At 44.6% G+C, this 13225-nt stretch carries 12 protein-coding genes; all 12 read right to left on the bottom strand.

All coding sequences use genetic code 11. The annotated features are described in order from the left end of the window. Positions 1-75 precede the first annotated feature (75 nt). Positions 76-741: a methyltransferase family protein gene (locus BN162_RS12700; protein ID WP_020225497.1), complete on the bottom strand. Its 666-nt coding sequence runs from the start codon at positions 739-741 to the stop codon at positions 76-78. Positions 742-1007: 266 nt separating this feature from the next. Then, positions 1008-1559, bottom strand: coding sequence for a YdeI/OmpD-associated family protein (locus BN162_RS12695; protein WP_020225496.1), 552 nt, complete (start codon positions 1557-1559; stop codon positions 1008-1010). Positions 1560-1759: 200 nt separating this feature from the next. After that, positions 1760-2545, bottom strand: coding sequence for an alpha/beta fold hydrolase (locus BN162_RS12690; RefSeq protein ID WP_020225495.1), 786 nt, complete (start codon positions 2543-2545; stop codon positions 1760-1762). 55 nt (positions 2546-2600) lie between these two features. Beyond that, positions 2601-2768 carry a DUF6199 family natural product biosynthesis protein gene (locus BN162_RS19290; RefSeq protein ID WP_373119147.1) on the bottom strand — a complete coding sequence of 56 codons (168 nt, stop codon included), beginning with the start codon at positions 2766-2768 and terminating at the stop codon, positions 2601-2603. Positions 2769-2865: 97 nt separating this feature from the next. Continuing rightward, complete coding sequence (locus BN162_RS12685; RefSeq protein ID WP_020225494.1) at positions 2866-3300, bottom strand: hypothetical protein; 435 nt, start codon at positions 3298-3300, stop codon at positions 2866-2868. Positions 3301-3388: 88 nt separating this feature from the next. Continuing rightward, positions 3389-3787, bottom strand: coding sequence for an iron chaperone (locus BN162_RS12680; protein WP_020225493.1), 399 nt, complete (start codon positions 3785-3787; stop codon positions 3389-3391). A gap of 443 nt (positions 3788-4230) precedes the next feature. Further along, complete coding sequence (locus BN162_RS12675; RefSeq protein WP_020225492.1) at positions 4231-6096, bottom strand: metallophosphoesterase family protein; 1866 nt, start codon at positions 6094-6096, stop codon at positions 4231-4233. A 2-nt stretch (positions 6097-6098) separates the two neighbouring features. Continuing rightward, a complete protein-coding gene (locus BN162_RS12670; protein ID WP_020225491.1) occupies positions 6099-7523 on the bottom strand; it encodes a glycosyltransferase family 2 protein in 1425 nt (474 codons plus the stop codon). Next, positions 7523-8767: a hypothetical protein gene (locus BN162_RS12665; protein WP_020225490.1), complete on the bottom strand. Its 1245-nt coding sequence runs from the start codon at positions 8765-8767 to the stop codon at positions 7523-7525. Before BN162_RS12665 ends, BN162_RS12670 begins: the two co-directional genes overlap by 1 nt. Positions 8768-8777: 10 nt before the next feature. Next, positions 8778-10958: a hypothetical protein gene (locus tag BN162_RS12660; RefSeq protein WP_020225489.1), complete on the bottom strand. Its 2181-nt coding sequence runs from the start codon at positions 10956-10958 to the stop codon at positions 8778-8780. Between the two features lie 21 nt (positions 10959-10979). Next, positions 10980-12527: a CotH kinase family protein gene (locus BN162_RS12655; RefSeq protein ID WP_020225488.1), complete on the bottom strand. Its 1548-nt coding sequence runs from the start codon at positions 12525-12527 to the stop codon at positions 10980-10982. Positions 12528-12539: 12 nt separating this feature from the next. Beyond that, positions 12540-13217, bottom strand: coding sequence for a DUF4956 domain-containing protein (locus BN162_RS12650; RefSeq protein WP_020225487.1), 678 nt, complete (start codon positions 13215-13217; stop codon positions 12540-12542). Positions 13218-13225 lie beyond the last annotated feature (8 nt).

Raw genomic sequence — 13225 nt, 5'->3', positions numbered from 1 at the left:
ACGCCTAGGCCTTAATTCGACAAGGCGCATAGAAACCGACGCGGCAAACGGAATTTTAAAAACACAAATTTTTCGTTACCATACAAACGGAATTAATCTATATTTCACCTTATGCTTATATTCTTTGTAGCCCTTAAGTTCAGTTTCCAGTATCCTTTCTTCGTTTTTAATTCTTTTTGAAATGATAAACGGATAGAAAAGAAAAGCGATAAATGAAATAAACGAACCGAGAATAAAAGGCATGGATAGGAAAAGCAGAACCGTCGCACTATACATCGGATGTCTTACAATACCATAAAGACCCGTATCAATAACCTTTTGATTCTCCTGAACTTCCACGATTCTTGAAAGATATATATTTTCTCTTAAAACCTCTGCATACATCAAGTAGGCAAGCAAAAATATTCCTACCGCTGTATGGGAAATGACTTTCGGCAATGGCAGCCAAGAAAAACGAAAATCAAGAGCCGCCAATACAAAGCCTGCCGAAAACATAAGACCGCTCAATTTTATCACAAGACTTTGTTCGCTTTCTTTTTCTCTGGCATTAAGTCGTTTTTCTAGTAGTTTGGGATTTTTTATCATCATGATGAATCCCACGAAAAACATAGGAGTAAATAAGACTCCCATAAACAGCCAAGCATTCGGATAGTGAAAAGTCCCAGCAGGTAAGAAAAGCAGTAAAGCCACAAGCAGTATTCCAAATATAAATTTTATCATTGCACGGAAAAACAGTTTCATTACAATACCTATCCCCCTTATCAAATTCTAAATTTACGCTCTGCAACTTTTCAATCAACATGAATTTCAATACCAAAGCTCTTTTATAATAGGGGGCTGAATCACAACCGCATTTTCCGCATGCATCATCTGATTGATGATACTAAAATATCTTTATCAGCCTTTCCATATCTAACTATTATTGATCAGGAACAGATATTAAATCCCATCCCGAAGCAGCAAACTTCCCCGCTTTCATTCTTCCTCAGGATATTCCTTTAAAAGAATCACATGGGTTTCAGGTTTTTATTAAGTCTGTCCACTATCCAAGCAATTCGCTTTTCCCTTCCAGCGTCTGTCTTCGCATCAAGATATGCCCGTGTATAAGTTTTCTTGACGGACAGAGACATGGCTTGAAAATTTTTGTGAGCGAGTTCATGCCTTTTTAGCAATGCGGACAGACTGGCAATATCTTCTTCTGTAATGATCGCCAGAGGGTTAGAAGCTTCCCACTGGCCGTTCTTCTTAGCTTCATCTATTTTCTTCCTGCCAAAATCCGTCATCAGCCCTTCTTCCTCGAGCTTCTTCACCAAGGCTTTATTCTTCTCCGACCATTTGCTGTTCCTTCTGCGCAGAGAAAAATACTTCTTATATGTCTTATCATCAATCTTTTCCATCTGTCCGTCAATCCAGCCAAAACAGAGAGCTTCTTCCAAAGCTTCTTTCGCTTTTATCGTTTGAGGTCCGCCAGACTTACCGAATAAAAGCCAAATACCGGCCTTTGATTCACAATGCCTACTGAGCCATTCACGGAATTCTTCTCTGCCGGCAAATTTCATTGTTTCGCTTATGATATATCCCTCCTTAACGTTTACTTTGTCAGCTCAACGTACGCAAATTCCATTACAATCTTGCTGCCCATTAGCGCCACAGTATGGATATCGTCCTTTTTACAGAGATCCTATCTCACAACAGCCATTCACTTAAAACCTATTTCATTTCCGTTCTCGAAAATCCGAATTGATGTAACTATGTGTAATTAATTTGATTCTTCAAATACTTGCGCGTGAAAAAATTCCATACTTATTTTATAAAACTCGTCAGGATTGGTAAGCATAGCAGGATGTCCGCCTGTACCAAAAAGGTACATTTTCCCATGCCCTATTTTACTAATTATTTCTCCATATGTCTTTTCAAAATAAGTGGGAGAAATACTACTAACAAATTCATCTTGTTTACTTCCAGTCAAAAGAATATCGGGCTGAAAGTCATTTAGTTCGCTATGGAAGAATTTACCTATTTCCTTTTCGTGCCTAATAATAGCAGAAGTGTCATTGTCAACAACAAATTCCCAGTCATCACCCTGCATATACTGATAAAACATTCTTACATTATCATCGTGTTTGGAAAACTCCCTATCCGCCTTAACATTTTTTGTAAATTCTTTTAAAGGTCTTTCTCCCTCAAAACTATCCGCGATCACTTTTGATACAAGCTGCGGTGCCTCCAGAGCTACATTGATCGCAACTAAAGCGCCTCCGCTACTTCCAATAATATTTACGTTGGAGTATTGTTTTTCTTTCAGAAAAGCAATAACCTGTTGTGCTTCATAGAACCATAAATCGGCGGGAAATTCACTGAGTCTGTCTGATTTTCCGTGCCCCAAAAAGTCAATCAAAATGACTTTGAAATTATCCTTATATTTTTCAACAATTTCAAAAAACATCATAGATGAAGCTGTATTTCCGTGAAGAAAAAGCAAAGGCGTACCCATGCCAAATTCATTGTAAAAAACTTTCTTGTTGTCGAATAAAAAATAGCTCATAGTCGTACCTCCGTAAATTCTAATTTTCCAGTTTGTCAAACTGGATTTTTTAAATTTATATAAAACTGACAACAAAGACAACGATACCCGCTCCAATAAAAAAGATTCCTCCAAGTCTCATTAAAGTTAAATATAAATCCGTTGGTTCTCCGTTTTTAACAGTAAAAATATTTTCGATTTTACATAAAATTTCAGGTTTCAATAACATAGCTAACCCAAGAATAATTAAAACGACAATTCATATATAATCCATAGTCATCACCTCAATCAAATTTCGATTTTTATTACTCTCTGCCCCAATCTCATAAACTGGGAGTTGTTTATCTTCTTTTGTAAATCACGATTTCAGGTTCTGCTCCATTACACCCATACTCGCATATAAGTAGGTAATCATTGTCCGCAACAAGCCCATAGCATCTGTCACTATTTGATTTTTCTACTTGACAGCCAAGATATATTTTTGTGTCGTCAAGCAGCTTGACTTTCTTTCCATTCGGAAAGGTGTATTCCAAATTAACATATGCGCCGCTTAATTGACAAAGCGTTGTCACAAACGGCATATCGGCTATGTTTAGAGAATTAACTTCATCTATCAACTGTCGTTTGTATCGTGAAAAATACTTTTCGCCACCTGCTTTATAGCACTCGGCTGCAACACATTCTCCGCCGAATGGATGTCCGTTTGTTTCCGCACAGCCGTTACAATGATCTTTAAAATCGCACTTTCTGCAATCAATTCCGCAAATAGTTTCCATTACAATCATCTCCTATCAATATGGATTTATACTCGACAACTTCTGATTTCATAAAGTGTCCAAGTCCGATAAACCAAAAGCTGTCAAATCAGCTTAGACACCATTTTGCGATCTCTGAAATCAATTGAGTCGGCAATGCTTTATCATAAGGAAAATAGATTGCATTTTTCTTAATTACAAATTCATTTAACTCGGAGGCAAAGGTTTCTATCGCTTCAAGGCCGACATAAAAACTAATATGTTTTTTACAAGCTGAAAACGAGATGGATTTCCCTTCTTTTTCATAATACGGCATACTCCATAAGATCCGCTCCTGAATGCATGGAACACTATTCTGCAGCGTAATCATCATATTTATTAAATGAGAATGAGTTTCCAGGGGCTGCGAATTGATATATTCTAATACAGTTTCAGGTGCTTTTCCGCAATAATGTCCCTGATTTGTTCGTTTAAACGCTCTTTGGCATTGGGGACAGATCCACATCATTTATTTTCTCCTCAACTTTCGATTATGAAATTCGCCTTTGTGGCTAAAAGCAGCCCAGCCTGACTTTGTTTTCTCCATTCTAATATCAACGTTCGGAAATGTCAAACGACCCTTTTGATCCTGAATTCAGATTTCTGTTCATAATCGTTTCTATTTCAGCAGACAAAGCTGGTCAGTTTGGTTTCGGCTTTATTATGGCTGATTAAAAAGAAGAAGCTGACGTCAACGCAAATCTTAATCTTGATTTTTAAGCTTAGCGGCTATCTGTAACTTCACCAAAATTCTGATTGTCGCCTGACCGCTTTGCCTTATGACTCTACAAGAAAACCCGCTTCATCAGGCGGGTTTTCTTTTGGCTTAAACAGTGTTCAAAATAATAATTCTGGTTTCTCTTGGAGCGCAGCGCAGCGCAGCTTTGGACTCATTCAAGATTCTTTTTATGGCTATTTCCGAATTTCACAGCGGTCAATCAGCTCCTGAGTCGCTTGCGAATACGTTTCCAAAATCAGCTGATTTTTAGAAATCGTAATCAGCGATACCGTTGCCTGCTGCTCAGGAATACTGTAAGCAATCCACTCCGGGGCTTCATCCTGAATTTCATAATATTTACTGCCGGACGGCGTCCCTCCGGAAACATACAGCGTTTCCCCCCGGCGTTTCAGCCCTTCTGCCCGATCTGTCGCTTCAGCCCCTTTCATCAGCCATGAGCGGCAGTAAACATGATCGTGACCCGACAGGACAACATCAACATTGAGATCAGAGAAAGCCTCGGCGTAGGCTTTGCGGGCAGCTATGACTTTTTCATCCTCAGAACGATCTTTTCTGCCGAACAGTGAATAATGCATCGTGACAATGATCCAGCGCGGCTGAGTGCGGGCGATCACCTGGCTGAGCTTATCCAGATGGGCTTGTGTATCCTCATCCATACAGTTCAGCGCATAAAACAGCATATCGCCGTATTCATAATAATAATCCGCTCCTTTATCCAGACGTTGAAACTGACTGGCAAGCAGTTTCTCATTGCCCTCATGATTGCCGATATTGATGGCCATTGGAATCTGCTTTAACGCGGCCGGGCTGCGAAAAGCCTGATATTCCTTCAGCGCTTTTTCATCATTGCTGCTGTTGACCTGATCGCCGGCGGTCAGGATGAAACTCACATCCGGGCGCAGCTGGATTAACGTATCCACGGCTTTCTGCCAGTCCGCTTGATTTTCCTCTAGATGTTCCGTCCGAATCTGGACATCACCGACAAATCCGAAAGTCACCGGCTGTTCAGGCTGAATTGAAAAGGAAACAGCTTCCGAGCGCAGATCATGCTGCAAATCAACAATCTGATAGACAAATGACTGACCCTCTGGCAGATCACTTAGCTGTCCATGATAACTAAATGTCCCGCCAATTCCCGTCTTCTGTCCCCCCATTAATTTTCGTCCTAATGGGGAAAGCAAAGCACGCTGATCATCACCCGAAGCCCAGATTAATTCATAGGTTCCTTTTTTATCCGTCAGCCAGTTGACGATTACCTGCCCGGATTCACTGCCCTGCTCCAGAATCAGACCGGTCAGATCCAGCGGCTGCGTCCGTGATGATTCACTGGAAGTTTCTAAAGTTTCCAAGTCAAAATAGATATCTGAACTGGATTCATCCCGCTGATGCAGCTCGATTGCCAGAACATTGCGGCCCGGCTTTAAGGCATGAAGATTGTTGATGACAAACGAATCGCTTTCTACTTCATTGACACGGGCAGCGGATCCATATGGATTCTCCGGCGAATATCCGCCGTCACAAACGTTGGAGGCATAGATTAGCTCACCGTTAAGATACATCAAAACTGCGTCATCGTAATGAATTTTACCAGTTAAACATTGAACGTTGCCGAGATCGCCGACATCAAATTCCGTGCGGAAATAATAGGCCGGAATTGCCTTCTGGTCCGGAAGATAATAATTCAGCAGATTCCGAGGGGCTTTCCGGTTGACCATTTTTTCCAATCTGCCGTATTCGGATCCGAACGTCCCTGTCCCTGATTTCCAATCTGAATCATCATAATCCGGCAGAGTCCACTGCCGCAGATCAGTCCCTGCCGGCGTTTCACCGGCATCCCAATACCGCCAGACTGTCCGGCCGCTTTCCACCAAGGTGACCGTCCTTTCCTCAGCCATGGTTTTCAGCGTTCCGTTTCGTTCTTTACTCGTATAGCTTTGCCTGTTGGCTACCGCAAAGAACAGAACAAACGCAATCAAAATCAGGCTGAGCAGCGTGCCCAGAATTAACTTACGGCGTTCCTGTTGATCTGTGTTCTTCATCCTCATGCCTCTCTTTCCCGAGTTTCCTTGCGATTATGGGTATAGCGCTGCAGATCACCCCAAACATTTTTCTTTCGGCGATAACCGATTAAAGCATTCATTCGTACAAGCATTAAAATAAACCGCAGTCCGACCAGCTCAAAACCACTTAACAGAATTGTGCGGAGAACATCAAGCCAAGTTAAACGAATATGCCGGGTATGAATCTGCGTGAAAAACGCGATGACGGTCAGAAGACAGCCAAATCCGGCATACACCGCAAAGAATAAAAACATAAACGGAACATTGATCAGATTGAAGAAATACGACAATACAATCGTAAACAGACCAAATACTTCAATATACGGCGACATCAGTTCATACAGCCAGAAGTACAGGAATGAAATGGTTCCCATCAATCCGTATTCTTTCTTCCCGATCGCATAGCGGTAATGCGTAAGACTTTCAAACAAACCGATATGCCAGCGGCGGCGCTGCTTCATCAGATCGAGCAGATTTCCCGGTCCCTGCGACCAACAGATGGCATCCGGCGCATAACGAATGCTGTAATCCAGATGGTTGGCGCGGCAGAAAACATGCAGCTTCACCACCAGCTCCATATCTTCCCCCATTGTTGAAGGATCATAGCCGCCGGCCAGAATCACCATCTTTTTCTGAAACAGGCCAAACGCGCCGGAAATAATCAAATTCCCATTGAAATGATCCATGAAAATCCGGGAGGCCAGAAAGGAACGGTCATATTCCAAAACCTGCATCGCGACAATCATTTGCTTCGGCAGCGAATACTTTGTGACCTCGCCGTCGACCATTTCAATGCCGTTGGAAATGCGGACCTGACCGCCGCAGGCCACAACCTTATCATTTTCCAGCACCGGTTTGGCAATTTCAAACAGGGAATCTTTCTGCAGCATAGAATCGGCGTCCATGCAGATGAAATAAGGAAAACGGGAAGCGTTAATCCCCATATTCAGCGTATCGCCCTTGCCGCCGTTCTCTTTCAGGATCAAGGTCAGCTGAATCTTGTTGGATTTTGTTTCATAGATCGCTTTTTCCGCTTTGCAGCGCAGCTGACGGCGAATCGGCCGTTCAATCTTCTGCATTTGAAAATAGTCAATCATGCGCTGCGCCGTTTCATCCTCAGAGCCATCGTCGATCACGATAATTTCAAATAAAGGATAGTCCTGTCTTAACAAGGTACAAACCGTATCCACAATCGTTGTTTCCTCATTATGCGCAGGCACTAAAATACTGATGGGAATAAAGAATTTGCGCTTCAAATTATTTTTCAGCTCATCATCACGGCGTTTCTGATACAAATCCACGGAGCCCACAATCACGGACAGAAACAGAAATGTACTGTAACCAAATAAATAGGCGACGAAAAAAACATCGACGCAGAACAGAAAAAGTTTAACAGCCTCTACCATCACTCAGCCCCCCATTTCTGCAGCGGCGGCAGTTCTTCCGCGGATGAATCTGAGAAAATGAACGAATCCGCAATCTCATCCTGCGCTTTCATTCCCAGCCGGTCAGGCTTATTCCCAACGGCGACTTCCAATTCTTCCGCATTGTCCCGCGCCCGTAAAATTCCGGAACTCACAGCCTTATAGCGAAGCATCTGGCGTCCATAAGAATCCTTCAGCTGATGAATAATTTCCAAAATAACCTGAGGTTCGGCCAGCTGAAGCAAGGAATCTGAAGCATTGTCCCGCACATACCAGTTATCACTTTGGACTCCGATCAGCAGAACTTTCAGCGTATCTTTCCCCGGGTAGCTCTCCAGAGAAGCGGCGGCGATAGCCGCATATTCCCAATCCTGTTTTTCCCAATCGCTGACGGTCTGGCGAAGAATTACCCCGGCCGGGGCGTAAGGGTACTTGCGAAAATACCGCATCACGGCAAACTTGACTTCCCGATCCGTTTCCGGCTGGGTCAGAAGCGGCATAAGCACTTCCCGGAAGTTGCCGGAAATCATGCGGATAAAATCAATGAAGGCCACTTGATAATGCGGTGTAAACTCCATCCAGTTCTCCCATAAAGCATGGGCAAGCTGTTGTCGATCTCCATGAAATTCCAACAGTCCGTCGCTCACCAGCTTGCGGCTGTGTTCAATTTCATGTCGGGCCATTAAACGATAAGCTTTGACGATATGATCAACACTGCCATGGGCATACAAAGCCATCAAGGCGTTCTCCCGGCAATAGATCGAAGACAAGGCGGTCAGCTGAATCATCGCCGTGGACAGCGGATCATTCGCACCCTCGCCGCATAATCCAAAACGCATGACAAGATAAGCAAAATACGAACGTTCCATTACGCTTTTTTTCATATAAACATCAATCAGTTTTATAAATGCCGGCTTCAGCGTCGGCAGCCATTCCTGCAGCTGTTTTGTGGTCAGCGGATTCTGATTGAGCGCTTCAAGGGTGCCTTCCAGCACGACCAGCTGGTGCGTATGCGTCAGCTTTTTCTTAATTTCATCATCCGCCTTGGCGGAAGAACGTTCAGGAAATAACAGAAAAGTCTTTAATCGGCGCGTCTGATCCTGGATCTGCTTCTCCGTCCGTTTCTGCATCCATTTGTTTTTTCCCAGATAAAACAGATTGTAGCCCAGCATGCACAGACACAGCGTCATATAGACATAAATCAAATAATCGATTCGAATGATCATCCGTACCGCCTCACTTTCCCGCCCAGATATCCTGCAGGGCGTAATACCCCTGCTTCAGACGCGGATGTGAAGTAGGATAACGGCCCCAGCCCTGCAGCGGCATCGCGGTCATGGGAATCGGCGTTGTGCCGTCAGCGGCCAATCCGACTCCGGCATAAATCTCATCAATTTTTAAACCTTCAATTCCATAATGTTCATAATAATCATCATGTATCATCATCTCTGAAGGATTCAGAAAGTTCAGCAGCGACCACGGCAGTCGGATTTCAATGTGATCCCCGTCAATCATAAAGTCGGCCAAGGAATCGAAATCCGGACTGTCCGGATTGGCATTGCCATAGCGAAGATGTCCGGTATCATACGTCTGAGCGATATCCGTTTTGGTATTGGCCAGCTCCTCATGCGGATCATCCGGAATCTGAAGCATGAGCCGAATATCGACAAATTCGGAAGTGTCCTTTGCCGGTTCATTCAAATAGGCGTCTTCAAAATAAACCCGATGCGAATACATCGCCCGCAGTGCTTCATAGCGTTTCTGCACGATCAGCCTGCTATTCTCGGTTCCGTCTAAAATCAACACGAAATCCGCCGACCGCTCAAACGACCGGGCAATCCCGTCACAGCGGGTACTGCCTGTTTTCGGCGTCGTATCGATTGGAATCCAGAGCTTGTCAACCTCAGGATTATAATTTTCTTTATTGATATAGAGATAGAAAAACTTTTCATCATACCGATAGCTGAGCGACAGCTGTCCAAACGGGGTTGCCGTCTGCTGCACTTGATCCGCTTCCGTCCATTCATTAACATCCCCATCGACATAGCAAACACTTTTTTCCTTGCCCGGATCAAAAGTCAGCAGACCGAAGAATTGTTCATTGGTCTGATAATCACTCCAGTAGGGAGTTTTATTCAGGTCGGTGTAGGCCATCGTGTTCCATGTCCGTTTAAACCATTCGTCCTGCCATGTAAAAACAATCGATCCCGCACACTCGGCCGCCATGATATCTTCATAACAGGTCTTTAGCGCGTCGGCCTGATCTGCTTCTGACATCCCGCCCTGAGCCCGGTTCGTATTGCGGTCGCTCTGCGCCCGGCCGCGGGACGTCGGCACTCCGAATTCCGCAATCACCACGGGCATCGTATGATATTGATTCAAGGTGGTCAGATAAGCTCTGTAAGAATTGAAGACCCCTTCGCTGTTTGTAAACTGCCGCTTGTTTTCAACTTCGATTCCCATGACATCCATAAAACCATAATAATCCGGGTAATAGGGATAAACATGGTATGATGCAAATTGTCCGGACAGAAATCGTTCTGTCGTCTGGATATGCTCAACATTCACCTGCTCAAATTTGCGGAAATAATATTCCACCAGCGAATCCCATTCCAGCGGATCGGTGGTCGGCCAGTTGGCAAAGGAGATCAGCCGCTGTGATTTATACGTCTGAGTTTCATATTCTATAATTTTATCCCCAACCTGCGCCAGCATCGCCTCAAACGGCGAAGCCTCTTCCGTGGTGGTCATGTACTTTCCATGATATTGTTTTTTGTGATCCTGCATATGATCAGTATAGGCTACGGTGGTATCTTCCCACTCCACACCCAGGATATAACCTAAAACCCAAGGCGATATATCGTGATTGTACGAACCGCTGCCCAAACCTTCGCCTAAGGAAAAGCGTTTATTCCCATGAATGATGTCTACCAGCGTCCGGCTGTCCTGAATCATCGTATTCATAAAGTCGGGGTCATAAGCATCCCGATGGGAAAACAGCGTATAATCATTCACCCATAGGCCATGAATCAAATATAGAGGTTGTTCACGATCTTTGTTGTATTCCCAAAACGCATTGTAGAAGTCATCCTGAAGCAAGGTATAAACACGGATGCAGTTTGCCCCCATGGCCTGAATTTGATCAAACCACTGCAGATAGGTTTCCTTATCAATCGCATAATCCGTCGCGAAATGGCCTGGAATACCGCTGCCGAGATTCACGCCGCGAATCTCAAACGGCTCCATCCCCTGCCCCTGATCCACCAGGATCGTTTTGCCGTCTACGGCCGTAAACGTTTCCACCGATGTTTTCTGCAGACTTTCCCACTGAAAGTTCATGCCGATGCGGGAAGCCAAAAACAGCCAGCCGGCAGCGAACATCACGACAGCCGTACAGACGATAATAAATTTTTTCATGAGTTCCCTCCTCCTTCCGGCTTAATGATTGTACTTTTTAACAGCGGATTCATGACAATATTGCTTCAGCACGTCAATATTTTCGTCAAGCCAGGCCAGACGCTCCAGATAAGCATCATGGAACTGCCGCACTGCTTCTTCATAGGAACGGGGATTTTTTTCTTCCGGTGACAGCTTGTTGCGTTTATCCAGATTTTCCGGATCAAAGCTGTATCCCCAGACGGCAAAATTCCGATCGACAGCCGGCCCCAGATAATCGACAACCGACTGAATGTAGTCGCTGACCTGCGTATCGCTCAAAATTCCCTGACGCAGCTCACGATACCGATGAATCACCTGATTGATGAATCCTTCATCCTTAATCAGCATGGTAAACCAGGGAGCCTGCACTGAAACAAATTGCCGGATTCGATAGTCATCATCAGAGCTGTCGGAAACATTGCCCAGACTGTTATTGAAATCCCAGACAACAGGCTTGAATTTTCCATTGACGTCTTTGTAAAAGAACGTCGACAGATTGCCGGTATCATGCTGCACAAAGACCTCCATCAAAATAAAGTAATCGACAAACTCATCGACATCGATGAAATTCGTAAATCCATAGCGCTGCGTATCATAATCAAAAGAATACAGGGCCTTTTCAAACCGGCTGAGATCCCGTTCTATATAATCCTTCAGCGGTGCTGTCAGCGATTCCTTGCGCGGATAGCGAATATCAAAGAGAGCGTCTTTCCGCAGTATCTGCGTGTATTTTGTAAAATTGTTCATCTGCGTCAGCGGGTCCGGCTGCGTGTCATTGTCCAGTTCGACAAGATAGCCGGTAACATTCCGGGTTTTATTCGGTTCTTCAATTTCTATCCGGCCCTTGCCGCAGCTGACCGTTTCCATCATCACATACACACCGCGATATTCTTGATTGACAATTACTTCGCAAAACCGCACGTCAGGAGCATAGTCCATCAGCTCGCCCGCCAAATTCATCGCTACATAATTCCGCATCAGGGTTTTATCAAGAAAAGGACCGTGCAGCGCCCAGTCATGATTGGCTTCCATCCCCATGATGGAAACCTTTTTATTCTCGCCATTATGATGAATCGTTTTAATCGCAAAGGATTGCTTGTCAAACCAGCGTGAAGTATTACCCCGCACACGGATCCGAATCTGGGTCTTTAAGGACGGCGTATCCTGCGGTGAATTCAGCTTGTCATCCTGATTGATGATTTTCATGTTGCCGATCAGAAATTCTTCTCCGGCGGAAGTCAGCGTCATCTGACGATGGGACTGATCATCTGTATAATAAGGAACACCTGGTATTTCTTCATCCGTTTCAATGACAACCAGCGGCAGATGGGCACTCAGCTTTTCAATATCCACGGCGTTCTCGTCATATTGATATTTTGAAGTTTCCGTTTCCTGAACACAGTCCAGTGCTGTTTCCGGATCGTAAGCCAGACTTGCTTCCCGGTGCTGATGAACCCGCGTCTGGATTTTTCCAAAAGTCAGCTGAGCTGCCGTACTGACTACAACCGCGGCTGCCAGAGTCAGCCACGCTGCTGTCCGTTTACGCATGATCTGCCTCCATTAGCTGCTGATATCATCGTCCTGAGCGACGATATTCACATACTGGACATGTTCAATCTGATATAATTCTTCATCAATCCCCGACATCTTCTGTAAATTTTTTTCATAAGTTTTCCGCGGGATTTCGTAGATCAGCTCAATCGTATCGCGGGTCGTATTTTTCACCCGCAAATCCAGCCGGCCTTCAAAATAATGCGTAATCACCGACATGATCCGTTCTTCTGTACTGCGGGCGCCGCGCACGATCAGCAGCATCCGGTTTTCATTTTTAATCCGGCCCAGAAGCAAAAGCACCAGAAAGACTCCGGCGGCGCCCAGACCGGCCGTCATGTAATCTCCAACACCGCACGAGAGACCGGTAACAATGGCCCAGAAGATGTAAACTGTATCCCGCGAATCTTTAATCGCTGTCCGAAAACGCACGATGGACAACGCGCCGACCATACCTAACGATAAGGCGACGTTATTGCCGATAGCGGTCATAACGATGGTTGTCAGCAGTGTTAAAACAACCAGACTGACATTAAACTTCCGGCTGTAAACCGTACCGGCATGCGCCAGATAATACGAAAGATAAATGACGAAGCCCAATACCATGGCAATGAAAATCTGAGCCAGAATCTGACCCGCGTTCAGCGCTTCAATTTGCTGCATTAAATTCGATAAATAAGAACTCATCCAAAATT

The organism is Holdemania massiliensis AP2 (genome assembly GCF_000327285.1).
Classification (GTDB): Bacteria; Bacillota_I; Bacilli_A; order Erysipelotrichales; family Erysipelotrichaceae; genus Holdemania; species Holdemania massiliensis.
Note: the sequence above shows the minus strand (reverse complement) of the source record. Positions and strands in the feature narration are given on the sequence as shown.

Coding starts and splice junctions, on each gene's coding strand:
- BN162_RS12700 (WP_020225497.1), bottom strand. CDS start 741: ATGAAACTGTTTTTCCGTGCAATGATAAAATTTATATTTGGAATACTG.
- BN162_RS12695 (WP_020225496.1), bottom strand. CDS start 1,559: ATGAAATTTGCCGGCAGAGAAGAATTCCGTGAATGGCTCAGTAGGCAT.
- BN162_RS12690 (WP_020225495.1), bottom strand. CDS start 2,545: ATGAGCTATTTTTTATTCGACAACAAGAAAGTTTTTTACAATGAATTT.
- BN162_RS12685 (WP_020225494.1), bottom strand. CDS start 3,300: ATGGAAACTATTTGCGGAATTGATTGCAGAAAGTGCGATTTTAAAGAT.
- BN162_RS12680 (WP_020225493.1), bottom strand. CDS start 3,787: ATGATGTGGATCTGTCCCCAATGCCAAAGAGCGTTTAAACGAACAAAT.
- BN162_RS12675 (WP_020225492.1), bottom strand. CDS start 6,096: ATGAAGAACACAGATCAACAGGAACGCCGTAAGTTAATTCTGGGCACG.
- BN162_RS12670 (WP_020225491.1), bottom strand. CDS start 7,523: ATGGTAGAGGCTGTTAAACTTTTTCTGTTCTGCGTCGATGTTTTTTTC.
- BN162_RS12665 (WP_020225490.1), bottom strand. CDS start 8,767: ATGATCATTCGAATCGATTATTTGATTTATGTCTATATGACGCTGTGT.
- BN162_RS12660 (WP_020225489.1), bottom strand. CDS start 10,958: ATGAAAAAATTTATTATCGTCTGTACGGCTGTCGTGATGTTCGCTGCC.
- BN162_RS12655 (WP_020225488.1), bottom strand. CDS start 12,527: ATGCGTAAACGGACAGCAGCGTGGCTGACTCTGGCAGCCGCGGTTGTA.
- BN162_RS12650 (WP_020225487.1), bottom strand. CDS start 13,217: ATGAGTTCTTATTTATCGAATTTAATGCAGCAAATTGAAGCGCTGAAC.